This is a genomic window from Pseudomonas sp. FGI182 (assembly GCF_000511325.1).
GTDB lineage: Bacteria > Pseudomonadota > Gammaproteobacteria > Pseudomonadales > Pseudomonadaceae > Aquipseudomonas > Aquipseudomonas putida_Z.
On the sequence record NZ_CP007012.1, the window covers coordinates 5,824,762 to 5,850,521 of the forward strand.

Annotated in this window: 24 protein-coding genes; 10 read left to right on the forward strand and 14 right to left on the reverse strand. The window is 62.5% G+C overall.

All coding sequences use genetic code 11. The annotated features are described in order from the left end of the window. Nucleotide 1: 1 nt before the first annotated feature. From C163_RS25665 to C163_RS25675, 3 genes are all read right to left on the reverse strand, one after another. On the reverse strand, nt 2–2,290 hold the full coding sequence (locus C163_RS25665) for an ABC transporter permease subunit (RefSeq protein WP_025341130.1): 2,289 nt from the start codon (nt 2,288–2,290) through the stop codon (nt 2–4). Between the two features lie 139 nt (nt 2,291–2,429). Further along, nucleotides 2,430–3,428, reverse strand: a complete 999-nt coding sequence (locus C163_RS25670) for a phosphate ABC transporter substrate-binding protein PstS (RefSeq protein ID WP_013974822.1) — start codon at nt 3,426–3,428, stop codon at nt 2,430–2,432. A gap of 274 nt (nt 3,429–3,702) precedes the next feature. Continuing rightward, the gene (locus tag C163_RS25675) at nt 3,703–4,992 is read right to left on the reverse strand and encodes an MFS transporter (RefSeq protein WP_003258167.1); all 1,290 of its coding nucleotides are present in this window, start codon (nt 4,990–4,992) and stop codon (nt 3,703–3,705) included. A 360-nt stretch (nt 4,993–5,352) separates the two neighbouring features. On the opposite strand from C163_RS25675, the gene C163_RS25680 reads away from it, so the two are divergent. Both C163_RS25680 and C163_RS25685 read left to right on the forward strand, forming a co-directional pair. After that, nucleotides 5,353–5,751 (forward strand): acyl-CoA thioesterase, encoded by a 399-nt coding sequence (locus C163_RS25680; protein WP_003253317.1) that lies wholly within the window; start codon nt 5,353–5,355, stop codon nt 5,749–5,751. Between the two features lie 71 nt (nt 5,752–5,822). Further along, nucleotides 5,823–6,719, forward strand: a complete 897-nt coding sequence (locus C163_RS25685; protein ID WP_025341131.1) for a D-hexose-6-phosphate mutarotase — start codon at nt 5,823–5,825, stop codon at nt 6,717–6,719. A 121-nt stretch (nt 6,720–6,840) separates the two neighbouring features. Here C163_RS25685 and C163_RS25690 read toward each other — a convergent pair whose 3' ends face one another. The 5 genes from C163_RS25690 to C163_RS25710 all read right to left on the reverse strand — a co-directional run bounded on the left by C163_RS25690 (nt 6,841) and on the right by C163_RS25710 (nt 10,453). Next, nucleotides 6,841–7,374 carry a DUF3299 domain-containing protein gene (locus C163_RS25690; RefSeq protein ID WP_177325774.1) on the reverse strand — a complete coding sequence of 178 codons (534 nt, stop codon included), beginning with the start codon at nt 7,372–7,374 and terminating at the stop codon, nt 6,841–6,843. A gap of 48 nt (nt 7,375–7,422) precedes the next feature. Beyond that, the gene (locus tag C163_RS25695; protein WP_012274863.1) at nt 7,423–7,668 is read right to left on the reverse strand and encodes a GlsB/YeaQ/YmgE family stress response membrane protein; all 246 of its coding nucleotides are present in this window, start codon (nt 7,666–7,668) and stop codon (nt 7,423–7,425) included. A gap of 96 nt (nt 7,669–7,764) precedes the next feature. Beyond that, nucleotides 7,765–8,847: a 5-(carboxyamino)imidazole ribonucleotide synthase gene (locus C163_RS25700; RefSeq protein WP_025341133.1), complete on the reverse strand. Its 1,083-nt coding sequence runs from the start codon at nt 8,845–8,847 to the stop codon at nt 7,765–7,767. Nucleotides 8,848–8,857: 10 nt separating this feature from the next. Beyond that, nucleotides 8,858–9,349: a 5-(carboxyamino)imidazole ribonucleotide mutase gene (gene purE, locus C163_RS25705; protein ID WP_003253304.1), complete on the reverse strand. Its 492-nt coding sequence runs from the start codon at nt 9,347–9,349 to the stop codon at nt 8,858–8,860. A 171-nt stretch (nt 9,350–9,520) separates the two neighbouring features. Further along, nucleotides 9,521–10,453 carry a LysR substrate-binding domain-containing protein gene (locus C163_RS25710; protein WP_161797629.1) on the reverse strand — a complete coding sequence of 311 codons (933 nt, stop codon included), beginning with the start codon at nt 10,451–10,453 and terminating at the stop codon, nt 9,521–9,523. 182 nt (nt 10,454–10,635) lie between these two features. Between C163_RS25710 and aspA the strand changes: the two genes are divergently transcribed. From aspA to C163_RS25730, 4 genes are all read left to right on the forward strand, one after another. Then, entirely contained in the window at nt 10,636–12,060 is a 1,425-nt protein-coding gene (aspA, locus tag C163_RS25715; protein WP_003260072.1) for an aspartate ammonia-lyase, read from the forward strand. Between the two features lie 273 nt (nt 12,061–12,333). Continuing rightward, nucleotides 12,334–13,326: an AraC family transcriptional regulator gene (locus C163_RS25720; protein WP_025341135.1), complete on the forward strand. Its 993-nt coding sequence runs from the start codon at nt 12,334–12,336 to the stop codon at nt 13,324–13,326. A gap of 225 nt (nt 13,327–13,551) precedes the next feature. Further along, a complete protein-coding gene (locus tag C163_RS25725) occupies nt 13,552–14,595 on the forward strand; it encodes a histone deacetylase family protein (protein ID WP_025341136.1) in 1,044 nt (347 codons plus the stop codon). Continuing rightward, the gene (locus C163_RS25730) at nt 14,595–15,698 is read left to right on the forward strand and encodes a polyamine ABC transporter substrate-binding protein (RefSeq protein WP_025341137.1); all 1,104 of its coding nucleotides are present in this window, start codon (nt 14,595–14,597) and stop codon (nt 15,696–15,698) included. The genes C163_RS25725 and C163_RS25730 overlap by 1 nt, the downstream gene beginning before the upstream one ends. Nucleotides 15,699–15,874: 176 nt before the next feature. Here the strand turns inward: C163_RS25730 and C163_RS25735 are convergent, their stop codons facing one another. After that, on the reverse strand, nt 15,875–17,419 hold the full coding sequence (locus C163_RS25735; protein ID WP_025341138.1) for a PLP-dependent aminotransferase family protein: 1,545 nt from the start codon (nt 17,417–17,419) through the stop codon (nt 15,875–15,877). A 90-nt stretch (nt 17,420–17,509) separates the two neighbouring features. Between C163_RS25735 and C163_RS25740 the strand changes: the two genes are divergently transcribed. Genes C163_RS25740 through C163_RS25750 form a run of 3 tightly spaced genes read left to right on the forward strand, consistent with a single transcriptional unit; the run spans nt 17,510 to nt 19,276 of the window. Continuing rightward, a complete protein-coding gene (locus tag C163_RS25740) occupies nt 17,510–18,139 on the forward strand; it encodes an FMN-binding negative transcriptional regulator (protein WP_025341139.1) in 630 nt (209 codons plus the stop codon). 11 nt (nt 18,140–18,150) lie between these two features. Next, a complete protein-coding gene (locus tag C163_RS25745; protein ID WP_025341140.1) occupies nt 18,151–18,597 on the forward strand; it encodes a GNAT family N-acetyltransferase in 447 nt (148 codons plus the stop codon). Between the two features lie 7 nt (nt 18,598–18,604). Further along, nucleotides 18,605–19,276, forward strand: a complete 672-nt coding sequence (locus C163_RS25750; protein WP_025341141.1) for a GNAT family N-acetyltransferase — start codon at nt 18,605–18,607, stop codon at nt 19,274–19,276. 147 nt (nt 19,277–19,423) lie between these two features. Here C163_RS25750 and C163_RS25755 read toward each other — a convergent pair whose 3' ends face one another. The 4 genes from C163_RS25755 to C163_RS25770 all read right to left on the reverse strand — a co-directional run bounded on the left by C163_RS25755 (nt 19,424) and on the right by C163_RS25770 (nt 24,446). After that, a complete protein-coding gene (locus C163_RS25755; protein WP_025341142.1) occupies nt 19,424–19,702 on the reverse strand; it encodes a helix-turn-helix domain-containing protein in 279 nt (92 codons plus the stop codon). After that, nucleotides 19,699–21,024 carry a type II toxin-antitoxin system HipA family toxin gene (locus C163_RS25760; RefSeq protein ID WP_025341143.1) on the reverse strand — a complete coding sequence of 442 codons (1,326 nt, stop codon included), beginning with the start codon at nt 21,022–21,024 and terminating at the stop codon, nt 19,699–19,701. The genes C163_RS25755 and C163_RS25760 overlap by 4 nt, the downstream gene beginning before the upstream one ends. A gap of 186 nt (nt 21,025–21,210) precedes the next feature. Beyond that, nucleotides 21,211–23,019 (reverse strand): sodium-extruding oxaloacetate decarboxylase subunit alpha, encoded by a 1,809-nt coding sequence (gene oadA, locus C163_RS25765; protein ID WP_025341144.1) that lies wholly within the window; start codon nt 23,017–23,019, stop codon nt 21,211–21,213. Nucleotides 23,020–23,030: 11 nt separating this feature from the next. Then, complete coding sequence (locus tag C163_RS25770) at nt 23,031–24,446, reverse strand: acetyl-CoA carboxylase biotin carboxylase subunit (protein WP_013974837.1); 1,416 nt, start codon at nt 24,444–24,446, stop codon at nt 23,031–23,033. 189 nt (nt 24,447–24,635) lie between these two features. Here C163_RS25770 and C163_RS25775 point away from each other — a divergent pair, with 189 nt between their 5' ends. Next, complete coding sequence (locus C163_RS25775; RefSeq protein WP_015272364.1) at nt 24,636–25,598, forward strand: LysR family transcriptional regulator; 963 nt, start codon at nt 24,636–24,638, stop codon at nt 25,596–25,598. Here the strand turns inward: C163_RS25775 and C163_RS27580 are convergent. Beyond that, nucleotides 25,540–25,758, reverse strand: a complete 219-nt coding sequence (locus tag C163_RS27580) for a PA3496 family putative envelope integrity protein (protein ID WP_080563834.1) — start codon at nt 25,756–25,758, stop codon at nt 25,540–25,542. The genes C163_RS25775 and C163_RS27580 overlap by 59 nt on opposite strands. Between the last annotated feature and the right edge of the window lie 2 nt (nt 25,759–25,760).

The following is a 25,760-nucleotide window of genomic DNA, read 5'->3' on the forward strand; positions in this document are numbered from 1 at the left end:
ATCAAAGCGACGAGTATTTCTTGCGCAGACGCTGGCGAATCAGCTCGGCCAAGGTGTTCATGATGAAGGTGAACATCAGCAGCACCAGCGCGGCCAGGAACAGCACGCGGTAGTGGCTGCCGCCGACTTCCGATTCCGGCATTTCCACGGCCACGTTGGCGGCCAGGGTGCGCATGCCCTCGAACAGGTTCAGCTCCATCACCGGGGTGTTGCCGGTGGCCATCAGCACGATCATGGTCTCGCCCACCGCACGGCCCATGCCGATCATCAGCGCCGAGAAGATACCCGGACTGGCGGTGAGGATGACCACGCGAGTCAGGGTCTGCCATGGCGTAGCTCCCAGGGCCAGGGAGCCCAGGGTCAGGCTGCGCGGCACGCTGAACACGGCGTCTTCGGCGATGGAGTAGATGTTCGGGATGACCGCGAAGCCCATGGCGATACCCACGACCAGGGCGTTGCGCTGGTCGTAGGTTATCCCCAGGTCGTTGGTGATCCACAGGCGCATGTCGCCGCCAAAGAACCAGTTCTCGAGGTGCGGGCTCATGGTCAGGGCGAACCAGCCGGTGAACAGGATGACCGGGATCAGGATCGCCGCTTCCCAGCCATCCGGGATACGCAGGCGGATCGACTCGGGCAGGCGGGTCCAGGCGAAGCCGGCCAGCAGGATACCGAGCGGCATCAGCAGGAACAGGCTGAACACGCCCGGCAGGTGGCCTTCCAGGTACGGGGCGAGGAACAGGCCGGCGAAGAAGCCGAGGATCACCGTCGGCATCGCTTCCATCAGTTCGATCACCGGCTTGACCTTGCGGCGCATGCCAGGGGCCATGAAGTAGGCGGTGTAGATGGCCGCGGCAATCGCCAGCGGGGCCGCCAGGATCATGGCGTAGAACGCGGCCTTCAGGGTACCGAAGGTCAGCGGTGACAGGCTCAGCTTGGGCTCGAAGTCGGTGTTCGATGCGGTCGATTGCCAGACGTATTTCGGCTCGTCGTAGTTCTCGTACCACACCTTGCCCCACAGCGCGCTGAAGGAAATTTCCGGGTGCGGGTTGCGCAGGCTCAGTGGCAGCAGCTTGCCGCCTTCTTCGATGATGATGCGGTTGGCACGTGGCGACAGGGCCAGGATGCCAGGGCCTTCGGCGGCCGGCTCGACCAGCAGGGTACGGTGCGCGGTGCTGTGGAACACGCCCAGCTCGCCTGCGGCGTCGAGGGCGACGAAGCCCTTGCGGCGCTCTTCGGCGTCGATCTGCACGACCGCGGCCTTGCCCATCTGGAAGGTGCGGATCAGCTTGAAGCGGGATTCGCCATCCGGGTCACGGGCCATGAACCACTGGGCCAGGCCGCCCTTGGAGTCGCCGATGATCAGCGAGATGCCGCCGACCAGCTGGGCGGTGGCGGTAATTTCGGTGTCGGCGCTTTCAGACAATTTGTAGCGGCCGTTGAGGCTCCTGTCGCGCAGGTTGAACACGTCTGCGGTGGCGCGGCCGTTGATCACGTACAGCCACTGCTGACGCGGGTCGATGAAGATGTTCTTCACCGTTTCGGTCATCTGCGGCAGTTCGATGCGGTTCTGCTCGGTGGTGACCTCTTCGGTCATCATGTTTTCGGTGCGGGTCAGCTCGACCACCTGCAGGTGCGCGCCGGTGGAACCGGCCATCAGCAGGGTGTCGCCATTGACGTTGACGCTGACATGCTCCAGCGCACGGCCCTGCTCGTCGAGCACGAACGGCTGCTCGCCGTACGGGTAGTCGATGCCGGGGGCGATGGTTTTCTTGTTGTCCGGGTAGGTGATCTTGTAGGTGTGGTGGAACACCAGCGCCTGGCCATTGGACAAGCCCAGCACCACCAGCGGACTGCCCGGCTGGTCGGCACTGATCGAAGTGACCTGGGTGCCTGCCGGCACCGGCAGGTCGAAACGCTTGAGCTCGTTACCGGTCTTGGTATCGAAGAACAGTGCCTGGCCCTTGTCCGAAACACGCATGCCCACCAGGTTCTGCTCTTCAAGCGCGATCATCAGCGGCTTGCCGGCATCCTGTTGCAGCCAGGTCGGCTCCAGGGCTTTCTTGCTGGTCAGCTCGGCGCCCTGGAACAGCGGCAGCACCACATAGGCCAGATAGAAGAAGATCAGGGTGATCGCCGCCAATACGGCAAGCCCGCCCACCAGTACATACCAGCGGGTCAGGCGGTCCTTGAGCGCGCGCATGCGGCGCTTGCGTTGCAACTCCGGCGTATTGAAATCAATCCGCACGGGCTGGGAGTTTTGGGTCATGTTGGAGTTGGCCAGATCATTCATGCGCACACCCTAGCGGTCCCGTGTGACAAAAACATTACAAAGTGGTGACGCACGAAAGCCCGCCGCACAGGAAACCTGGCTTCGGACTGGAATTTCGTGGAAGAGGCCAGGCATCAGCGCCGGCCTCCCCTTCAATTACTTACTTTTTTGCGACGTTACCAGCGTGGGACAGGCCCAAGTCAGCCAAGGTCTTGTCGACGACTTTGGCCGGCAGCGGGATGTAGCCATCCTTCACCACGACCTGCTGGCCAGCTTGCGACAGCACCAGCTTGACGAACTCGGCTTCCAGCGGGGCCAGAGGCTTGTTCGGGGCCTTGTTGACGTAGACGTACAGGAAGCGCGACAGCGGGTAGGTGCCGTTCAGGGCGTTGGCTTCGTTGTCTTCAACGAACTCGCCGCCTTCCTTCTTGGCCAGGGCCACGGTCTTGACGCTGGCGGTCTTGTAGCCGATACCCGAGTAGCCGATGCCGTTCAGCGAGGAGCTGATCGACTGCACGACCGAAGCCGAGCCAGGCTGTTCGTTGACGTTAGGCTTGAAGTCGCCTTTGCACAGGGCTTCTTCCTTGAAGTAGCCGTAGGTGCCCGATACCGAGTTACGGCCGAACAGCTGTACTGGCTTGTTGGCCAGGTCGCCGGTCACGCCCAGGTCACCCCAGGTCTTGACGTCGGCTTTGCCACCGCACAGGCGGGTGGAAGAGAAGATAGCGTCGACCTGGGCCATGGTCAGGCCTTTGATCGGGTTGTCCTTGTGCACGAACACAGCCAGGGCGTCTACGGCGACCGGGATGGCGGTCGGTTTGTAGCCGTACTTCTGCTCGAAGGCCTGCAGCTCGACGTCCTTCATCTTGCGGCTCATCGGGCCGAGGTTGGCGGTGCCTTCGGTCAGCGCGGGTGGCGCGGTGGAGGAGCCGGCAGCCTGGATCTGGATGTTTACGTTCGGATATTCCTTCTTGTAGGCCTCGGCCCACAGAGTCATCAGGTTGGCGAGGGTGTCCGAACCGACGCTGGAGAGGTTGCCCGAAACACCGGTGGTCTTGGTGTAGGTCGGGATCGCAGGATCGACAGCGGCTACCGCGTTGGCGGTTGCAACGCCAGCGGCGGCAAAGGTGAGGGCCGCCATCAAACGCTTCAGTTTCATGCCTTGCTCCTAGCAGGAATATTGGGGTGTTGGATGGAACGGGCCCAAGTATCTGCAGGCCGCATGAATACGATATGACTTGAATATGACAATTGGATGAAAAGCCATCACCGCTCAGCTGCTTGGCAATACCTGTAGGAGCGGCCTTGTGTCGCGATGGGCTGCGCAGCAGCCCCGGCAATTTGTGCCGGGTTTGCGATCTCTGGGGCTGCTGTGCAGCCCATCGCGACACAAGGCCGCTCCTACAATGACTGCGTTGACCAATCGGTGCCGATCAGCGCTTGTTGGCGAGCAGGTACAGGCCCACAACCAGACCAACGGCACACAGCCCCGCCACATAGTAGGCCGGCGCCATCGGGCTCACTTTCAGCAGCGCAGTCACCACCATCGGCGTCAGCCCGCCAAAAATTGCGTAGGCCACGTTGTACGAGAACGACAGCCCGCTGAAGCGCACCACCGCCGGGAACGCCTTGACCATCACATAAGGCACCGCGCCAATCACGCCCACGCACAGGCCGGTCACCGCATACAGCGGGAACAGCAGCTCGGGGCGCGTAGGCAGGCTGTGGTAGAAGGTCCAGGAGGTCGCCAGCAGCAACAGGCTGCCGATCACGAACACCCGGCCCGCGCCAAAACGATCAGCCAGGCTGCCAGCGCCGATGCAGCCGAAGCTGAGCAGCACGATGGCCAGGCTGTTGGCCTTGAGCGAGTCGGTGGGGCTGATGTGGTAGATGCTCTGCAGCAGCGCCGGAGTCATGAGGATGAGTACCACGATGGCGGCTGACAGCATCCAGGTCAGCAGCATCGACAGGATGATCGCACCGCGATGGTCACGCAGCACCGCGCGCAACGGCAGTTCCTCGGCCAGCGCCTTGCGCTGCTGCATCTCGGCGAACACCGGGGTTTCGTGCAGCCAACGGCGCAGGTACACCGAGAACAGGCCGAATACACCGCCGAGCAGGAACGGGATACGCCAGGCGTAATCGGCCACTTCCTGCGCGCTGTAGACGCTGTTGATCAGGGTCGCCACCAGCGAGCCAAGCAGGATACCCGCAGTCAGGCCTGCGGTGAGGGTGCCGCAGGCGTAGCCGGTGTTGCGCTCTGGCACGTGCTCGGACACGAATACCCAGGCACCGGGTACCTCGCCGCCGATGGCCGCGCCCTGGATCACGCGCATCAGCAGCAACAGGATCGGCGCCCACATGCCGATCTGTGCATAGGTGGGCAGCAGGCCCATGATCAGCGTTGGCAGGGCCATCATGAAGATGCTCAGGGTGAACATCTTCTTGCGCCCGAGCAGGTCGCCGAAGTGGGCCATGATGATGCCGCCCAGCGGCCGCGCCAGATAGCCAGCGGCAAAAATGCCGAAGGTTTGCATCAGGCGCAGCCATTCGGGCATGTCGGCGGGGAAGAACAGCTTGCCGACCACCGTGGCGAAGAACACGAAGATGATGAAGTCGTAGAACTCCAGCGCGCCGCCCAGGGCGGACAGTGAGAGAGTCTTGTAGTCACTGCGGGTCAGCGGCCGCGAGGGCTGCTCGATACTGCTCGGCACGGAAGTCATCGCTGATTGTTCTCTTTGTAGGCATGCAGGCCGCTTGGCACGCGGCTTCTGGAGTGGGAGACAGGCGAAGATAGCAAATTGCTGAGCTGCGCCGGAAGCGATACAAAATCCCTACACATATTCATGAATGCACGGTCGTCGCTGGCCGTTATGCTCTATATACTGGCAGTTCGTAGGAAAAGGTTGCTGCTAGCGTGGGATGTTGTGCGAAAACGCCGGTCTTTATGTCAGGCGGTTTCGCAGAGTTTCCCTACGGCCGCTCAGTGAAACGAAATCGGCGTAGTATGTTTCAAGCTGAATCGTTTACCCGGCCTTTGCGCCACACCAACGAAAAGCGTCACGGGTCAGAGGCCCCATCGCATGATTGAGCTCGAACAAGAAGATCCTATCCCGCAAGGTGACCTGGCCTTGCAGATCACCGCACTGCCGCGCGAAACCAACGGGTTTGGCGACATCTTCGGCGGCTGGCTGGTCGCCCAGATGGACCTGGCCGGTACCGCCATGGCCAGCCGTGTCGCCGGCGGCCGCGTGGCCACCGTGGCCATCGACCGCATGGCCTTTCTGGTCCCGGTCGCCGTCGGCGCGCAGCTGTCGTTCTATACCCAGACCCTGGAAATCGGCCGCAGCTCGATCCAGATGATGGTCGAAGTGTGGAGCGACGACCCGCTGTCCAGCGAATGGCGCAAGGTCACCGAAGCAGTCTTCGTCTTCGTCGCCATCGACGGCAGTGGCCGCACCCGCTCCGTACCTCGTCGCTGAGCCACGCCGGCGGTAAACTCATTGCATGTGCCCGGGTCCAAGGCCCACTGGCAATCAATGAGATGAATGCAATGGCTACCTTCCAGGTCGTAACCGAGCAACATGGCGAACTCAACTGCTGGCGTATCAGCAGCGACCACGCCGAACTACTGATCGCCCAGCAGGGCGCGCAGATCCTCAGCTACCAGCGCGTTGGCCAGCCACCGCTGCTGTGGCTGAGCGACCAGGCCATCTTCCGTCAGGGCAAGTCGGTACGCGCCGGTGTGCCGGTGTGCTGGCCGTGGTTCGGCAACCTGCAGCGCAACCCCCAGGCCGTGCAGGCCATGTACCACGGCAAACAGGCACCCGCCCACGGCCTGGCGCGCGCGCGCGACTGGCAATTGCTGGGTATCGAGGAAGCGGGCAAAGGCCTGCGCATCGAATTCGAACTGCCGGAAGCGCAGGGTGACCTGCCTGGCTGGCCTCATGACGTCGAGCTGAAGCTGGTAGTGGAGCTGGGCGAGGACCTGCAGCTGAACCTGACCAGCCGCAACATGGGCAATACCCCCGTCACCATCAGCCAGGCCCTGCACAGCTACTTCGCGGTCAGTGATGTGCGCCAGGCGCGGGTCGAAGGGGTGAAGGGGCTGAGCTATATCGAGACCCTGGCTGACTGGGAGCAGCGCCAGCAGCAGGGGCCACTGGCGTTTGCCGGGGAGACCGACCGGATCTACCTGGCGCCCCCGCAAACCCTTAGCATCGTCGACCCGCATTGGGAGCGGCGCATTACCTTGACCAGCAGCGGGTCGCGCTCGGCGGTGATCTGGAACCCTTGGACTGAACGGGCCAGGGAACTGCCGGACATGGCCGACGATGGGTGGCAGCGGATGCTGTGCATCGAGACGGCGAATGTGTGGGATGACCTGGTCGAATTGAAGCCTGGGGGCAGCAGCTCGCTGGGGGTCAGGATTGGCTGTGAAATGATCTGAGTCTTGTGCCTATGCGGGCCTCTTCGCGGGCTTGCCCGCTCCCACAGGTACTCCACAAGCCTTGAAAATTGTGGAGTACCTGTGGGAGCGGGCAAGCCCGCGAAGAGGCCAGTGCAGGCGATCAGAGGTCTGCGTCCTCCACCACCCTCACCTTCCCGGCATCCAGCGCATAGGCCGCATCGGCCAGGTCATTGCTGACCTTCTCCACCTTCAGCTTGCCGCTGACCCACAGCGGTGTGTAGATATCATCGATCTTCAGGCCTTTCGGGTAGCGCACCAGTACCAGCTGGTTCGGTGGTGGTGGCGGCACATGAATGCACGCGCCCGGGTACGGTACCAGGAAGAACAACGTGCTGTTGCCCTTGGCATCGCTCTCCAGCGGCACCGGGTAGCCGCCCAGGCGAATATCTTTGCCGTTCATGGCCGCCACGGTCTTGGTCGAGTACATCACCGCCGGCAGGCCCTTGCTCTGCTTCAGGCCGCCCTTGTCGGTAAAGGTGCCCATGGCTTCCGGCGAGTTGTGGTCGATATCGGGCATTTGCTCGAGTGCCTGCTGGTCCGACTTGGGCATCAGCTCCAGCCAGTCGGTTTCAGGCAGTTCGGCATGGGCCAGGGTGCTGGCCAACAGCAGTGGGGCGAGGAAAAAGGCACGCATGAAAATGCTCGGCAACTCGAATGAATTGCCGGGCATTCTAACCAGTATTCAGCGTTTCTTGATGAATCCGTAGATCACCAGAAGGATCACAGCACCGATCAGCGCGCCAAGGAAACCGGCAGCCTGCCCGGCCTGGTAGATACCCAGCGCCTGGCCGCCGTAGGTGGCCAGCAAGGAGCCGGCAATCCCCAGCAGAATGGTCATGATCCAGCCCATGCTGTCGTCGCCCGGCTTGATGAAGCGGGCCAGCAGGCCGACGATAAGGCCGATGAAGATGGTTCCAATGATACCCATGGCAATCCCTCTGCAGTGAAGATGGAACAAGCCAAAGCCTAGACAGCGCTTTGGCTTGTTGCCATTTCAGAGGGCAAGCCGCTGGTAGAAGTTCGATCAGTTGCCGATCAGGGCTTCTACTTCGGCAATCTTGCGCTCGAGGGTGGCCATGTCGTGGCAGCGCAGGGTGGCGTGGCCAACCTTGCGACCAACCTTGAAGGCCTTGCCGTAGTGGTGCAGGTGGCAGTCACCGATGGCAACCACCTTGTCCACCGCCGGCACTTCACCGATGAAGTTGAGCATCGCGCTCTCGCCGACCTTGGCAGTCGAGCCCAGCGGCAAGCCGGCGACGGCGCGCAGGTGGTTCTCGAACTGGCTGCACTCGGCGCCTTCGATGGTCCAGTGCCCGGAGTTGTGCACGCGCGGGGCGATTTCGTTGGCCTTCAGGCCGCCGTCGACTTCGAAGAACTCGAAGGCCATCACGCCCACATAGTCCAGTTGCTTGAGCACACGACCCACGTAGTCTTCGGCCAGGGCCTGCAGCGGGTGCGCCTGGCTGGCGACCGACAGGCGCAGGATGCCGCTTTCGTGGGTGTTGTGCACCAGCGGGTAGAAGCGGGTTTCGCCATCACGGGCGCGCACGGCCACCAGCGACACCTCGCCGGTGAACGGCACGAAGCCTTCCAGCAGGCAAGGTACGCTGCCCAGCTCGGCAAATGTACCGACCACGTCCTCAGGCGTGCGCAGCACCTTCTGGCCCTTGCCGTCGTAACCCAGGGTGCGGGTTTTCAGCACGGCCGGCAGGCCGATGCTGGCCACCGCGGCGTCCAGGTCGGCCTGCGAGAGGATGTCGGCGAAGGCCGGGGTAGGGATACCCAGGTCGCGGAACATGCTCTTCTCGAACAGGCGGTCACGGGCGATGCGCAGCGCTTCGGCGCTGGGGTACACCGGCACGAACTGCGAGAGGAAGGCCACGGTCTCGGCCGGGACGCTTTCGAACTCGAAGGTGACCAGGTCGACTTCGTCGGCCAGCTGGCGCAGGTGGTCCTGGTCGCCGTAGTCGGCACGCAGGTGCTCGCCCAGCGGCGCAGCGCAGGCGTCCGGCGCCGGGTCGAGGAAGGCGAAGTTCATGCCCAGCGGGGTACCCGCCAGGGCCAGCATGCGGCCCAGCTGGCCGCCACCGATTACACCGATCTTCATGGGTTGAGCCTCAAGCCTGGCGCGGGTCTGGGTTGTCCAGCACGGTGTCGGTCTGTTCCGTGCGGAACTGCTTGAGCGCCGCGTGGTACTGCGGGTACTTGGCGCCGAGGATGCTCGCCGACAGCAGCGCGGCGTTGACCGCCCCGGCACGACCGATGGCCAGGGTGGCAACCGGCACGCCGGCTGGCATCTGCACGATCGACAGCAGCGAATCGACACCCGACAGCATCGACGATTGCACGGGCACGCCCAGCACCGGCAGGTGGGTCTTGGCGGCACACATGCCTGGCAGGTGGGCTGCGCCACCGGCACCGGCGATGATCACCTCGATGCCACGGCCCTCAGCCTCCTCGGCATACTGGAACAGCAGATCCGGGGTACGGTGGGCGGAAACCACCTTCACCTCGTAGGGAATGCCGAGTTTTTCCAGCATATCGGCGGTGTGGCTAAGGGTGGACCAATCGGACTTGGAGCCCATGATCACGCCAACCAGTGCACTCATCGTCGAGCCTCTTCGCTTGTGCGCCCTTGGGCGCGTCAAAAAACAACAAGCCACGCGGGACGACCGGCGTGGCTTGTTTGCTGATCAGGACCGGACGCATCCGGTCGAAAGGCCGCGCAGTATACCGTAAGGTGGGGCGTTTAAGGCACCCCGGCGACCAACTGTCGCCCCTTATTTTTCGGGGCTTTGACTGACTTTTGGGTCAACCATCGCCGCCCCCTCGAGCTTGCGCCACAACAGCCTTACATTGGCCTTGCGCACCAGGGCGCAGCGGTACAGGCGGATTTCCAGCGGCACGTGCCACTGACTGCCGCCGCAGATCGCCAGTTCGCCCCGTTCCAGTTCGCCACGCATCGACAGGCGCGGCACCCAGGCGATGCCCATGCCTTCCAGCGCCATGCTCTTCAGACTGTCGGCCATGGCGGTTTCATAGACGGTGGTATAGCGCAGGTTGCGCTGACGCAGCAGCAAATTGACCGAGCGACCGAGGAAGGCGCCGGCGGTATAAGCCAGCAGCGGCACGCTGCCCTCGCCTTCCAGGTCGAACAACGGCTTGCCGTCGGCATCCACGGCGCATACCGGCAACATTTCAGTGGTGCCCATGTGCAGCGACGGGAAGATCTCGGCATCCATCTGCAGGGCGGCATCCGGGTCATAGAAGGCCAGCATCAGGTCGCAGCCACCTTCGCGTAATGCATGCACGGCATCTCCGACGTTGGTCGCAACCAGGCGGGTAGCGATGTTCAACCCGTCGTTGCGCAACTGGGCCACCCAACGCGGGAAAAAGCCCGATGCCAGGGAGTGTGCCGCGGCCACTTGCACCACTTCACCCTGCCCGCCTTCCAGATGATGCAAGTGGCGGAGAATTTCGCTCAACTGGTCGACAACAGTACGCGCCGTGACGAGAAACAGCTGGCCGGCCTCTGTCAGCTCGATCGGCGTGCGGGAACGATTCACCAATTGCAGGCCCAAGGCTGCTTCCAGGCTGCGAATGCGCCGGCTGAAGGCCGGTTGGGTGACGAAACGCCGCTCTGCCGCCTGGGAAAAACTGCGGGTGGCGGCCAGCGCGCTGAAGTCTTCCAGCCATTTGCTTTCAAGGTTCACGAAGCACATCTCCTGGCGTGCACCAAAATGGAACACGTTCGAATGTCAATTGGCGTCACATGAAACACTATGCCGTTTGTGCATAGGTTAGCGTGCAACAGCATTGGCCGCAAAATCACCTTCAGGCCTAGGATTGGCGCCATTCCGGCATGTGCCGGGTCAAAATCGAGATGATATACATCATGTCCTCCGCTGCATCGTTCCGCGTCGAAAAAGATTTGTTGGGTACCCTTGAAGTTCCTGCAGATGCCTACTACGGCATCCAGACCCTGCGCGCTGCCAACAACTTCCACCTCTCCGGTGTTCCGCTGTCGCACTACCCGAAGCTGGTCGTGGCCCTGGCCATGGTCAAGCAGGCTGCTGCCGACGCCAACCGTGAGCTGGGTCACCTGAGCGATGCCAAGCACGCTGCCATCACCGCAGCCTGCGCCCGCCTGATCAAAGGCGATTACCACGACCAGTTCGTGGTGGACATGATCCAGGGCGGTGCTGGTACTTCTACCAACATGAACGCCAACGAAGTCATCGCCAACGTCGCGCTGGAGGCCATGGGCCACCAGAAGGGTGAGTACCAGTACCTGCACCCGAACAACGACGTGAACATGGCGCAGTCGACCAACGACGCCTACCCGACCGCCATCCGTCTGGGCCTGCTGCTGGGCCACGACGCCCTGCTGGCCAGCCTCGACAGCCTGATCCAGGCCTTCGCTGCCAAAGGTAAGGAATTCGACCACGTACTGAAGATGGGCCGTACCCAGCTGCAGGACGCCGTACCGATGACCCTGGGCCAGGAATTCCGCGCCTTCGCCACCACCATGACCGAAGACCTGCAGCGCCTGCGCTCGCTGGCCCCGGAACTGCTGACCGAAATCAACCTGGGCGGTACCGCCATCGGCACCGGCATCAACGCCGACCCTGGCTACCAGGCCCTGGCCGTACAGCGCCTGGCTGCCATCAGCGGCCAGCCGCTGGTACCGGCTGCCGACCTGATCGAAGCCACCTCCGACATGGGCGCCTTCGTGCTGTTCTCCGGCATGCTCAAGCGTACCGCCGTCAAGCTGTCGAAGATCTGCAACGACCTGCGCCTGCTGTCCAGCGGCCCGCGCACCGGCATCAACGAGATCAACCTGCCAGCGCGTCAGCCAGGCAGCTCGATCATGCCAGGCAAGGTCAACCCGGTTATCCCGGAAGCCGTCAACCAGGTGGCCTTCGCCATCATGGGCAACGACCTGGCCCTGACCGTCGCCGCCGAAGGTGGCCAGCTGCAGCTGAACGTTATGGAGCCGCTGATCGCCTACAAGATCTTCGACTCGATCCGCCTGCTGCAACGCGCCATGGACATGCTGCGCGAGCACTGCATCGTCGGCATCACCGCCAACGAACAGCGCTGCCGTGAACTGGTCGAGCACTCGATCGGCCTGGTCACCGCCCTGAACCCGTACATCGGCTACGAAAACGCCACCCGTATCGCCCGCGTTGCCCTGGAAACCGGCCGCGGCGTACTGGAACTGGTGCGCGAAGAGAAGCTGCTGGACGACGCGATGCTCGACGACATCCTGCGTCCGGAAAACATGATCGCTCCCCGTCTGGTTCCGCTGAAGGCGTAACCAGGCCGCTGTAAACAGTCTCACCAGGTCGAGGGACTAGACACCTCTCAACCTTTCCAAGGCCCGAGCCTATGCTTCGGGCCTTTTTTTTGCCTGCAGGATTTTGGGGCTGCTTTGCAGCCCATCGCGACGCAAGGCCGCTCCTACAAGAGCCCTGCGTACACTGGCCAATGTGGGAGCGGCCTTGTGTCGCGACAGGGCCGCAGAGCGGGCCCCGAACATCGGCACACAACTTGCTCCATAATGCGTCCCAGCCCAACGGGATTACCCAGCATGCTGCACAGCCACCTGACCACCCTCAATGCGGTTTCGCTGATCCTCAACGTCTTCCAGGCAGACGGTTGCGACGCGTCGGCGCTGCTGGCCGGCAGCGGCATCGGCCCGGCAGACCTGGGCCATGCCGATGCGCGCATCACTACCCAGCAGGAACTGCAGGTGTGCGCCAACGCCGTTGCCCGGCGCGAGGATATCGGCCTGGAACTGGGCCGGCGCATGCATGTGTCGTGCTACGGCATGCTCGGTTACGCCCTGCTCTCCAGTGCCACTTTGGGTGACGCCTTGCGCCTGGCGCTGCAGTATCCGGCACTGCTGGGAACAGTCTTCAAGCTGCGTTTGCTCGACGACGGCCAGCGCGTCTGGTTTAGCGCCAGCGACTACCACGACAGCCCGACGCTGACCGCCTTCAACGCCGAGTTCTGCCTGGTGTCGCTGAAGGTCATCTGCGACGACCTGCTCGGCCGCCCGCTGCCCCTGCTGGCAGCCCGTTTCGAACACCCACGGCCCGGTTACCACGCACTCTATGCCGGGGCATTCCAGTGCCCGGTCGGTTTTGACGCCGAGGACAATGCCTTTGCCTTCGAACAGCGCTGGCTGGACACGCCACTGCCGCTGGCCGACCCGATTACCCACAAGGCCATGAGCGAACGCTGCCGGCGCCTGAACCTGGAATTCACCGGCCGCCAGGCCTGGCTGGGGCGGATTCGCCAACTGCTGGCGCAGCAACTGGATGCAGCGCCCGGGCTGGAAGGGCTGGCGCGGCAGATGAACTGCTCATCGCGCACCCTGCGCCGGCATTTGCAGGCGTTGGGCAGCAGTTATCAACAGCTGCTGGATGAACTGAGGTTCGAGCGGGCCAAGCAGATGCTGGCTGATGAGCAGATGCCGATCTATCGGATTGCCGAGTGCCTGGGGTTCAGCGAGACCGCCAGTTTTCGGCATGCCTTCCAGCGTTGGAGTGGCGTCGCGCCCAGTCACTTCCGCGGTTGACCTGTACCGGCCTCTTCGCGGGCTTGCCCGCTCCCACAGGCTCTGCACAACTCCCCAGTGTTGTGGGATACCTGTGGGAGCGGGCGCGCCCGCGAAGAGGCCGGTACAGGAAAAGCGGGCCAAAGAGCTTGGCCATATCGATCCCCTTTTGGCCACTTGCGTCGTTCTCCCCCACTGGCCCGCCCATGAGAATGGGCCCACGCCAGTACCCAACGGAGAACAACAATGCTGACGATCTATTCCGATGACCACCGCCTGCACCACGGCCGCTGCGAGCTGATCGACGGCAAGCTGATGCCCTGTTTCGAAATGCCGTCACGCGCCGACCATGTGCTCGACCAGGTAAAAAAGCGCAACCTCGGCGACATCCAGGGCCCCACCGACTTCGGGCGCGCACCGTTGCTGCGTATCCACAGTGCCGGCTACCTGGACTTCTTCGAAGGCGCCTGGGCGCGCTGGGCCGCACTGGGCCAGGAAGGCGACCTGCTGCCGTTCACCTGGCCCGCACGCACCCTGCGCCAGGTAAAACCCACCGGCCTGCACGGTGAGCTGGGCTACTACAGCTTCGATGCCGGCGCACCGATCACCGCCGGCACCTGGCAGGCCGCCTACAGCGCCGCTCAGGTCGCCCTCACCGCCCAGGCGGCGATCCAGCAAGGCGCCCATTCCGCCTTCGCCCTGTGCCGCCCGCCAGGGCACCATGCCGCCGGCGAAGTCATGGGCGGCTATTGCTACCTGAACAACGCCGCGATCGCCGCCCAGGCCTTCCTCGACCAGGGCCGGCGCAAGGTCGCCATCCTCGACGTCGACTACCACCACGGCAACGGCACCCAGGACATCTTCTACAACCGCAACGATGTGTTCTTCGCCTCGATCCATGGCGACCCGCGCGACGAGTTCCCGTTCTTCCTCGGCTATGCCGATGAAACCGGCGAGGGTGCCGGTGAAGGCTGCAACATCAACTACCCACTGCCGGCCGGCAGCGACTGGGCCGCCTGGAGCGCTGCCCTGGAGGACGCCTGCCAGCGCATCGCCGCCTATGACGCCGATGTGCTGGTGATCTCGCTGGGCGTGGATACCTTCAAGGACGACCCGATCTCGCAGTTCAAGCTGGACAGCCCGGACTACCTGGAAATGGGCAAGCGCATCGCCCAGCTCGGCAAGCCGACCCTGTTCGTGATGGAAGGCGGCTACGCTGTGGAAGAAATCGGTATCAACGCGGTCAATGTGCTGGAAGGCTTCCAGCACGCCCAGCCAGGAGCCCGGTAATGGTCCGACTCAAGCGTCTGCTCGCCCCGTTCATCGCCGCCACCCTGTTCACCGGTGCCCTGCACGCCCAGGCCGAACAGCGCACCCTGCGGGTGTACAACTGGTTCGACTACATCACGCCGCAAACCCTCACCGAGTTCCAGAAAGACAGCGGGGTGAAGCTGGTCTACGACATCTTCGACACCAACGAGGCGCTGGAAGCCAAGCTGCTGACCGGCAACTCCGGTTATGACGTGGTAGTGCCGTCCAACGTGTTCCTCGCCAAGCAGATCGAAGCGGGAGTGTTCCAGCCACTGGACCGCAGCAAGCTGCCGAACTGGCAACACCTGGACCCGGCGCTGATGAAGCTGATCGAGGCCAACGACCCCGGCAATAAATTTGCCGTGCCCTACATGTACGGCACCGTGCTGATCGGCTTCAACCCGGCCAAGGTCAAGGCTGCGCTCGGCGACAACGCCCCGGTGGACAGCTGGGACCTGGTCTTCAAGGAAGAGAACATCGCCAAGCTCAAGCAATGCGGCGTTGCCCTGCTCGACTCGCCGTCGGAGATCATGCCGCTGGCGTTGCAGTACCTGGGCTTGCCACCGAACAGCGACAAACCGGCTGATTACAAGAAAGCCGAAGCGCTGATGCTGAAGATCCGCCCGCACATCACCTACTTCCATTCCTCGAAATACATGGCCGACATCGCTAACGGCGATATCTGCGTGGCAGTGGGCTACAGCGGCAGCTTCTCGCAGGCCGCCAACCGCGCCGTCGAGGCGAAGAATGGCGTGGTGGTGGACATGCGCCTGCCCAAGGAAGGTGCACCGATCTGGTTCGACATGCTGGCGATTCCGAAGAACGCGGCCAACCCGGAAGATGCCCACGCGTTCATCAACTACCTGCTGCGGCCCGAAGTGATTGCGCCGATCAGTGACTTTGTCGGGTACCCGAACCCGAACAAGGACGCGACCGACAAGGTGAGCCCGGCGATTCGCAACAACCCCAACCTGTATCCGACGGCGGAGGCGATGGCCAAGCTGTATACCCTCAAGCCCCTGGCGCGGGATGCCGAGCGGGCTCGGACCAGGGCCTGGACGCGGATCAAGTCCGGCACCTGATTTAGAGCCGGGGGCTGCTTTGCAGCCCAATCGCCGGCAAGCCAGCTCCCACAGGGATCTCGCAAGCTTGAGGATTTAGTGCAAGGCAGTTGCTCCCCAGGGCTGCACAGCTCTCAAGACCGGTGCAGTCCCTGTGGGAGCGGGCGTGCCCGCGAAGGGCCGCACAGCGGCCCCATTCACTTTCTCCAGGCCTTGCGCAAGCGCATCAACGCCTCGGCAATCTCCCCCTCCGGCACCGCTGCAAACCCCAGCACCAGCCCTGCCCTTTTATCCACAGGTACCTCGCTGTCCGCCAGCCAGAAATTACTCAGCGGCGTCACCTCCACCCCCACCGCTTCAGCCTTGGCCACCAGCTCCTGCTCCCGCGCAAAGTTATCCACATCGACCTTCACATGCAGCCCGGCCGCCACCTCCGGCATGCCGCCCAAACCCGGAATATCCACAGGCCAGCCAGCCTTGAGCACATTGCGCCGGCTCAACGCTGCCTTGCGCATGCGCCGAATATGCCGCTGGAAGTGCCCCCGGGCCATGAACTCGGCCATCACGCACTGGCTACTGACCTCCGAATGCCGCACCGCCAGCGCCCTGCCCTGGCTGAACGCCTGCGCCAGTTGCGGCGGCAGTACCAGGTAGCCCAGGCGCAACGCTGGAAAGGCGATCTTGCCGAAGGTACCGACATACAGTACCCGCCCGTGCCGGTCGAGCGCCGCAAGCGGGGCCAAGGGCGCACCGCTGTAGCGATACTCGCCGTCGTAGTCGTCTTCGATGATCCAGCCTTCGCTGCGCTCGGCCCAGGCCAGCAGTTCCAGGCGGCGCGCCAGGCTCATGGTCACCCCGGTCGGGTACTGGTGGGCTGGCGTGACATAGGCCAGCCGGCAATCCGTCAGCTGCCCAAGCCGGCGACAGTCCATGCCGTCCTCGTCCACCGGCACGCCACACAACCTGCCACCGGCCAGCGCAAAGGCATGCCCGGCTGCGCGGTAACCCGGGTTTTCCACAGCCACACCGTCGCCGGGCTGCAACAGCAACTGTGCACAAAGGCTGATGGCCTGCTGCGCACCACTGGTGATCACAATTTGTTCAGCAGTGCAACTCAGCCCACGCGAGCGACGCAGGTAGGCTGCGATCAGCTCACGCAGCAGTGGCTCGCCTGCCGGGTCACCATAACCCAACTGCGCCGGAGCCGGGTTGCGCCAGAAACCCGCCTGCAGCTTGGCCCAGACGTCGAACGGGAACAGGTCGAACGCCGGAATACCGACGCGAAAAGCACGCGGTGCACCGCTTCTTGGGGGCGGCAGATGGTTACTTTTCAGGCGCTGCAAAGGCTCGCTGGAACAGCGTTTGCTGGATAAATCCTCAGTATTTTCTGAGGAAAATGTGGATAAGTCTGTTGATAACCCCCGGGATAACCCTGTGGATACTTGTGTGGATAGTTTTGCAGTGGAGAGTTTCGGTAACTGGCTGACATAGGTGCCGTCGCCTACCCGGCTTTCGATGTAGCCCTCGGCATATAGCTGGTCATAGGCCCGCACCACGCTGTTGCGTGACAGCGCCAGCATGGCGGCCAGATCACGAGTGGCCGGTAGCCGCGTGCCACTGCTCAGGCGCCCGTCCAGCACCCGCGCACGTAGCGCCTGGTACAGCTGCTGGCTGAGCCCGCGGCGGCGATCGAGGGCGATCCCGGCAGGGTCGAAAGGCAACACTAGGGGGCGCTCGCTCATGGCATTGGACCTATAAAAACAGCCGTTAATGGCTCTTACTATGAACCAATAGCCTGCCTAGGATGGAGCCATCGCACAAGGAAACCGAGCATGTACAACAGCAAACCCCATCAGGAACACGACCTCGGGCGCCTGCACCAGCACATGCTCGACACCCGCCTGGCCATCCTGGTCAGCCAGGGCGAACAAGGCCTGCTGGCCACGCACCTGCCAGTGCTGGTCGATATCGCCGAAGGCGAATTCGGCACCGTCTATGCCCACCTGGCGAGGGCCAACCCCCAGTGGCACGACCTGAAGCAAGGTAGCGAAGCCCTGCTGGTGTTCCCCGGCGCCGATGCCTATGTCAGCCCCGGTTACTACCCGAGCAAGGCCGACAACCCCAAGGTGGTGCCAACCTGGAACTACCTGGCCGTGCACGCCTATGGCCCGGCCGAAGTGATTCACGAAGCCGAGCCATTGCTGGCCATTGTCAGCCGCCTGACCGAGCGCCACGAACAAGGCCGCGGCGAACCGTGGAACGTCACCGATGCCCCGCGTGACTACCTCGATGGCATGCTCCGCGCCATCGTCGGCATCCGCCTGCCCATCGCCCGCTTGCAAGGTGCGCGCAAGCTCAGCCAGAACCGCTCTGAGCAAGACATTGCCGGCGTGCGTGAAGGCCTGAGCGCCAGCCCCGATTACCTGGATAACCAACTCGCGGCGCACATGCGCCAACTCTGAAGGAATAGCCCATGTCCAGCGTTACCCTGCGTCCTGTTACCACCCAAGACCATGCTGCCTGGCTCGCCCTGTGGCAGGCCTACTTGCACTTCTATGAGTCCGAATTGACCGAAGAGGTCAGCCTCAGCACCTGGCAACGCCTGCTCGACCCGAACGAACCGACCCATTCGGCCCTTGCCTGGGTCGATGGCAAGGCAGTGGGCATGGTCAACTTCATCTACCATCGTTCCAACTGGAGCATCGGAAACGCCTGCTACCTGCAGGACCTGTACGTGGACAGCACACAGCGCGGCCTGGGCATCGGCCGCCAGCTGATCGAGCACGTCTACGCCAAAGCCAAGGCCGACAACTGCGCCAAGGTGCACTGGCTGACCCACGAGACCAACGCCACCGCCATCAGCCTGTACCAACAGGTTGCCGAGCGCTCGGGCTTCATCCAATTCCGCAAAGAGTTCTAAGCCGAACATGACCGACGCATTGAACTGGAAACCCGCCGCAGCTCCCCAGGCCGAGCCCATCGACGGCCACTTCATCCGCCTGGAAAAGCTCGACCCGGCGCGCCATGGCGACCACCTCTGGGAGGTGCTGCAAGGCCCGGCGGCCGACCCGGTGCTGTGGGACTACCTGCCCTATGGCCCGTTCACCGAACGTGCCGCATTCGACCGTTGGCTGGAAGGCAACGCCGCTGGCCGCGACCCGCTGTTCTACACCGTCATCGACCGCGCCAGCGGCCAGGCCCAGGGCATCCTGAGCCTGATGTCGATCGTGCCCGACCACGGCCGCATCGAAATCGGCCACATCGCCTTCGGCGCTGCCATGCAGCGTACGCCCAAGGGCACCGAGGCGGTGTATTTGCTGGGCAAGCTGGGCTTCGAGCTGGGCAACCGCCGGCTGGAATGGAAGTGCAACAACGCCAACGCACGCTCCAAGCGTGCGGCGGAGCGGTTTGGCTTTGTCTATGAAGGAGTGTTCCGCAAGCACCTGGTGGTGAAGGACCACAATCGGGATACGGCGTGGTATTCGATTACCGATGATGAGTGGCCGGCGGTGGCTACCGGGTTCGAGCGTTGGTTGAGCGAGGAAAACCAGAAGCCCGAGGGGCAGGTGCAGACCTTGGAGGCGTGCCGCAAGGGTTGAGAATCGCACTGGACCAACCGTCCTCTTCGCGGGCTTGCCCGCTCCCACAGGTTTTCCACAAGTCTCGAGACTGGTGGTGTACCTGTGGGAGCGGGCAAGCCCGCGAAGAGGCCGGCAAGCCCAACACAGACCTGATGTTGGGCGCGCTCAGATGACCTTCCGCTGACGCCTGACAACCCCCATTTGCAAACCAAAAGGACGAAACACGGCATTCATTGATTTGAGTGTCGGGTTTCCTTCCCCTTGCTCGATCTGAATAAGCGTGCGCAGTGAAATCTTGCACATCCTGGCAAACTGAGCCTGTTGCAGATTGGCCACCGTGACCCGCAAATGCCTCACTCCAGCACCGAGTTCCCAAGTGCCATCGGCGATGCCTCGTTGAACATCGTCGATTACCTGGGCACGTTGTTCGGGCGTAAGCGTCATAGCAATTTCCACTCTTTCATTCGTTGCTCAAGCAGCCTCAAGTGGACCGCTGGATGATTCATGACGGCATCAGGCAAGCCCGCAGCACTGAGCAGATCAGGTAAAGCCAACAGGCGTGCGGCATCCTGCTGTAACCGGTCAAAGGCCAGATGCGGGTCGATCAGATCGGCAAGGCTGGTGCATGCTGCCCACCAGTCGATGTCGCCAGCACGCTCTATGTCTGCCGCCCATTTGGTAGTCCGTGTAATACCTTCCGCGTCCAGCACCATCGGCGCCAGATCATAAATGGGCGCCAACCTGACGGAATTGGCCCCACGGATGACCGCCATGTTCCGCCCATGATTGTCGGCATTACCCACAACCTTGTTGATAAGGTCGCGGCGCAGGTAGTCGGCAATCAGGTCATTGATCTGTTGGTCTTGCCCGGCTTGTGTCCAAAGCGCCGCCAGGTTCCTCAGCACTTCCCCATGGTCCATCCGGCTACCGGGCTGGGTGATGCCTGACAACGAGTAGATGGACTCGACCGCTAGCCGTTGCACACCGTGCGGGCTGATCTCGCGGTCAAAGCGGCGCATCCACAGGCTGGGCTTTGTACCCTCCTCCAACGCCATGTCGTTCGTCGCCACAGTCTCCACGCCCAAGGCTTGCAATGCGCGGTAGTACAGATATTCAGCCCGCAAGATATCCTGATCGTTGTTCAGGGCCTGATTGCGGGCGAACTTGATGAACCAGTGCCGGCAGGCTTGCCCATCATCGAGTGCAGCATCGGGATAGAGAAGACCGTCATGGTCCTCCGTCATCAGTAGCTTGGGTGCCTCACCGCCCGCGCCCGTAGCCCCGCCGATGGCAGCACCTTGCTCGTAGGCGTACTCAAGAAAACGTTGATCGCGAGAGATCACATCCTGCCTGGCAAAGCCCATTGGCTCACGTGTGTCCAGATAGTTCATGGATTCCTTGATGCGCATGTTTCCTACTGGCGCCGGTGTACTCCTTGCCAAAAGAAACATGTCATCACTGACACCGTCGGGCTTTGCCTGGCCGATGTGCGCCATGAGGAAGCGCTTGGCCGCACCGGATGGCGCAATGTCATGAACGAACGCAGGGGCAGCAGGGAGCATGAAGCTGTCGAAGTCTACCGGTAGCCGGGCACTGACCGCCTTGGCGGCAAAGCTCTGGTAGGCATCAAGGTTGTCTCTGACATAGGACGCTTCATAGGCGACGGCGCACGGCCCATGAAAGCCTTGTTCTGGCCGCAAGAACGTCAACGTCATAGCGTCCTGCCAAATGCCGTCTGCAAAGACCTGAAGGGTTAGCGGGTACATGTGTGACCTGCTGCAGCTGTTAAGACAATCTGCAATATAGTGCATTAACCTTTTCAGTAAGCACATAGGGTATGCACTTTATTGCACATACATTATGCCAACCCCAGGCTTGAATGCGTTTTAATGCACAAAAAAAGGGGAGCATCCGCTCCCCAGAGGTAAACCGTTGGTAGATGAGGGCTTATCTCAGCCTTCGATCTCGATCAGGATCTCGCCCGGTGTCACGCGGTCGCCCTTGGCCACGTGGATGGCCACGACCTTGCCAGCGATACCCGCCTGCACTTCGGTCTCCATCTTCATGGCTTCGGTGATCAGCACGGCCTGGCCGGTCTTGACCATGTCGCCTTCCTTGACCAGTACATCGACGATGTTGCCTGGCATGGTGGTGCTGACATGGCCCGGGGCACTGGCCTGCTTGCGCTTGCTGCTGCCGCCACCGACGAATTCGTTGAGCGGCTCGAACACCACTTCTTCCGGCATGCCGTCGATCGACAGGTAGAAGTGGCGCTTGCCTTCGGCCTTCACGCCCACACCGGTGATGTCGACGCGGTAGGTTTCGCCGTGCACGTCGATGACGAACTCGGTCGGTACGCCTTCACCGCTGTGGGACGCCACTGCGCCCGCTTCAGGAATTGGCAGCAGGACCTCAGGGGTCAGGGTGCCGGCTTCGCGTTCTTCGAGGAACTTGCGGCCAATGTCCGGGAACATGGCGAAAGTCAGCACGTCTTCTTCGCAACGGGCCAGGGCGCCGATATCGGCACGCAGCTTGGCCATTTCCGGCTTCAGCAGGTCGGCCGGGCGCACGTCGATTACTTCTTCACTGCCGATCGCCTGACGGCGCAGCTGCTCGTTGACCACGCCCGGAGCCTTGCCGTAACCGCCTTGCAGGTACAGCTTCACCTCGTTGGTGATGGTCTTGTAGCGCTCGCCGGCCAGCACGTTGAAGAACGCCTGGGTGCCGACGATCTGCGAGGTCGGGGTCACCAGCGGCGGGAAGCCGAGGTCTTCACGCACGCGCGGGATCTCTGCCAGCACTTCGTTCATGCGGTTGAGGGCGCCCTGCTCCTTGAGCTGGTTGGCCAGGTTGGAAATCATGCCGCCCGGTACCTGGTTGACCTGCACGCGAGTGTCCACGGCGGTGAACTCGCTTTCGAACTGGTGGTACTTCTTGCGCACGGCATAGAAGTACAGGCCGATTTCCTGCAGCAGCTCCAGGTCCAGGCCGGTATCGAATTCGCTGCCCTTGAGCGCGGCAACCATCGACTCGGTACCCGGGTGGCTGGTGCCCCAGGCGAAGCTGGAGATGGCGGTGTCGATGTGATCGGCGCCGTTTTCCACAGCCTTCAGCTGGCACATTGCGGCCAGGCCGGCAGTGTCGTGGGAGTGGATGAACACCGGCAGCGACTGCTCGGCCTTCAACGCCTTGACCAGTTCGCCGGTGGCGAACGGGGTCAGCAGGCCGGCCATGTCCTTGATCGCCACCGAGTCGCAACCCATGGCTTCCATCTGCTTGGCCTGCTTCACGAAGGCTTCGATGGTGTGTACCGGGCTGGTGGTGTAGGCGATGGTGCCCTGGGCGTGCTTGCCGGCAGCCTTGACCGCTTCGATGGCCACGCGCAGGTTACGCACGTCGTTCATCGCATCGAAGATGCGGAACACGTCGATACCGTTGACCGCTGCCTTGGCGACGAACGCCTTGACCACATCGTCGCTGTAGTGGCGGTAGCCCAGCAGGTTCTGGCCACGCAGCAGCATTTGCAGGCGGGTGTTGGGCAGCGCCGCGCGCAGCTTGCGCAGGCGCTCCCACGGGTCTTCCTTGAGGAAGCGCACGCAGGCGTCGAAGGTGGCGCCACCCCAGACTTCCAGCGACCAGTAGCCGACTTTGTCGAGCTTGTCGCAGATCGGCAGCATGTCTTCGGTACGCATGCGGGTGGCCAGCAGAGACTGGTGGGCGTCGCGCAGGATCGTGTCGGTTACGTGAATTTTCTTGGACATTATGGGGTTCCTCACAGGCCTGCGTGGGCGGCGATGGCAGCGGCGATGGCCAGGGCCAGCTCTTCGGGTTTGCGCTTGATCGAGTAGTTGGTCAGTTCCGGGTGGCTTTCGACGAAGCTGGTGTTGAACTGGCCGCTACGGAATTCGGGATTGCGCAGGATTTCCTGGTAGTACGCGGCGGTGGTCTTCACCCCTTGCACGCGCATGTCGTCCAGGGCCCGCAGGCCGCGGTCCATGGCTTCTTCCCAGGTTAACGCCCACACCACCAGTTTCAGGCACATGGAGTCGTAGAACGGCGGAATGGTGTAGCCGGTGTAGATCGCCGTGTCGGTACGCACGCCCGGGCCGCCGGGGGCGTAGTAACGGGTGATCTTGCCGAAGCTGGGCAGGAAGTTGTTCTTCGGGTCTTCGGCGTTGATGCGGAACTGCAGCGCGTAACCGCGATGCTGGATGTCTTCCTGCTTGACCGACAGCGGCAGGCCCGAGGCAATGCGGATCTGCTCACGGACGATGTCGATACCGGTGATTTCCTCGGTGATGGTGTGTTCCACCTGCACCCGGGTGTTCATTTCCATGAAGTACACCTCGCCATCGGCGAGCAGGAACTCCACGGTACCGGCGTTCTCGTAGTTCACCGCCTTGGCCGCACGCACCGCCAGGTCGCCGATGTAGGCGCGCTGTTCGGGGGTGAGCTGTGGGCTCGGGGCGATTTCGATGAGCTTCTGGTTGCGGCGCTGGATCGAGCAGTCGCGCTCGAACAGGTGCACGACGTTGCCAAAGCTGTCACCGAGGATCTGCGCCTCGATGTGCTTGGGGTTGACGATGCACTTTTCCAGGAACACTTCCGCGGAACCAAAGGCCTTAGTAGCCTCGGAGATGACGCGGGGGAAGTTCTGTTCCAGTTCTTCACGGCTGTTGCAACGGCGAATACCACGGCCGCCACCACCAGAGGTGGCCTTGAGCATGACCGGGTAACCGATGCGGTCACCTTCACTCAGGGCTTCGTGAATATCGGCAACGTTGCCTTCGGTACCCGGGGTTACCGGTACACCGGCGGCGATCATGGTGCGGCGTGCTTCGGTCTTGTCGCCCATGCGGCGAATGACCTCGGCGGCCGGGCCGATGAACTTGATCCCGCGTTCGGCGCAGATCTCTGCCAGTTCAGCGTTTTCCGACAGGAAACCATAGCCCGGGTGCAGGGCATCACAGCCGGTTTCCACAGCCAGGTTCACCAGCTTGCGCGGGTTCAGGTAACCGGCCAGCGGCTCGGCACCAATGCTGTGGGCTTCGTCGGCACGCTTGACGTGCAACGCGTGGCGGTCGGCGTCGGAATAGATCGCCACCGAGCGAATGCCCATCTCGGCGCAGGCACGCACGATCCGAACTGCAATTTCACCTCGGTTGGCGATCAGGATTTTTTTTATCACTGGAGTCTTCCCAAAGCCGTAGGAACAGTCGAGCCGGTTCTCCCGGTCGGCGCGTGACCAGACGTTGCTGGCCAGTCGCACATTCACCCTAGCGCTGTAGGTTGATAAACAAAAATCAATATTTGTTAGGGGCTGTATTAGCAAAAGCTTATAGTGCGGTAACAAGGTGTTGCCGAAGGGCGGATAAAAATGCGTAAGTCCTTGATGCGTATGACTTTGCGTCAATTGCAGATCTTCAACGAGGTATGCGATTTGCGTTCATACAGCCGTGCGGCGGAAGAGATGGCGCTGACGCAACCCGCCGTTAGTCTACAGATCCGCCAGCTCGAAGAGCTGATCGGCCAGCCGCTGTTCGAGTACGTGGGCAAGAAGCTCTACCTGACCGAAGCTGCCGAGGCCTTGCAACGCGCCAGCCGCGATATCTTCGGGCGCCTGGAGAGCCTGGACATGCAGCTTTCGGACATGCAGGGCTCATTGCAGGGGCAGTTGAAACTGGCGATCGAGTCCAGTGCCAAGTACTTCGTGCCACACCTGTTCGCGGCCTTCAAGCAGCGTCACCCCGAGGTCAACCTGACCCTGACGGTGGTCAATCGCGCCCAGGCCATCCGCCGCCTGTCGGACAACCGCGACGACCTGATCATCATGTCCATGGTGCCGCAGGACATGGGCCTGGAGTTTCTGCCGTTCCTCAACAACCCGATCATCGCGGTGGCGCCGCCCGAGCACCCGCTGTGCAAGCTGGAGCAACTGCGCCTGCAGGACCTGGAGCCTCATACCCTGCTGGTCCGCGAACAGGGTTCGGGCACGCGCAAGGCTTGCGAGGAATACTTCAAGGACAAGCGCGTGCATTTCACCCAGACCCTGGAGGTGGCCTCGGCCGACGCCCAGCGCGAGTGCGTGATTGCCGGCCTGGGCATTGCCATGCTTACCCGCCATGCGGTCAACCTGGAGCTGGCCACTGGTGTGCTGAGGGAGCTGCCCGTGGAGGAACTGCCGCTGTATCGCAGTTGGTGCGTGGTGCAGTCCAAGGCCAAACGGCAGTCGCCGGTGGCCTTGGCTTTCCTGGCGTTCATCCGCAGCGAACGTGCGCTGATCAGCGCGCTGGTTGAGCGTTTTTCGGGGAAGCTGCTGCCGACGCCTGCCAGACCGTGAGCTCTTGCAGCTCGGGGTAGTCCACTAGTTCGCGGAGCAGTTGACGTTGGTCGCAATAGCTCTCGATCGCGCGGCGGTATTCCATGCGGCGCTGATCCTTTTCCTGCTGCTTGCGAGCCTTGGCGCTGGGTTGGTACGTACCGTCGAAGTCACGAGCCATTG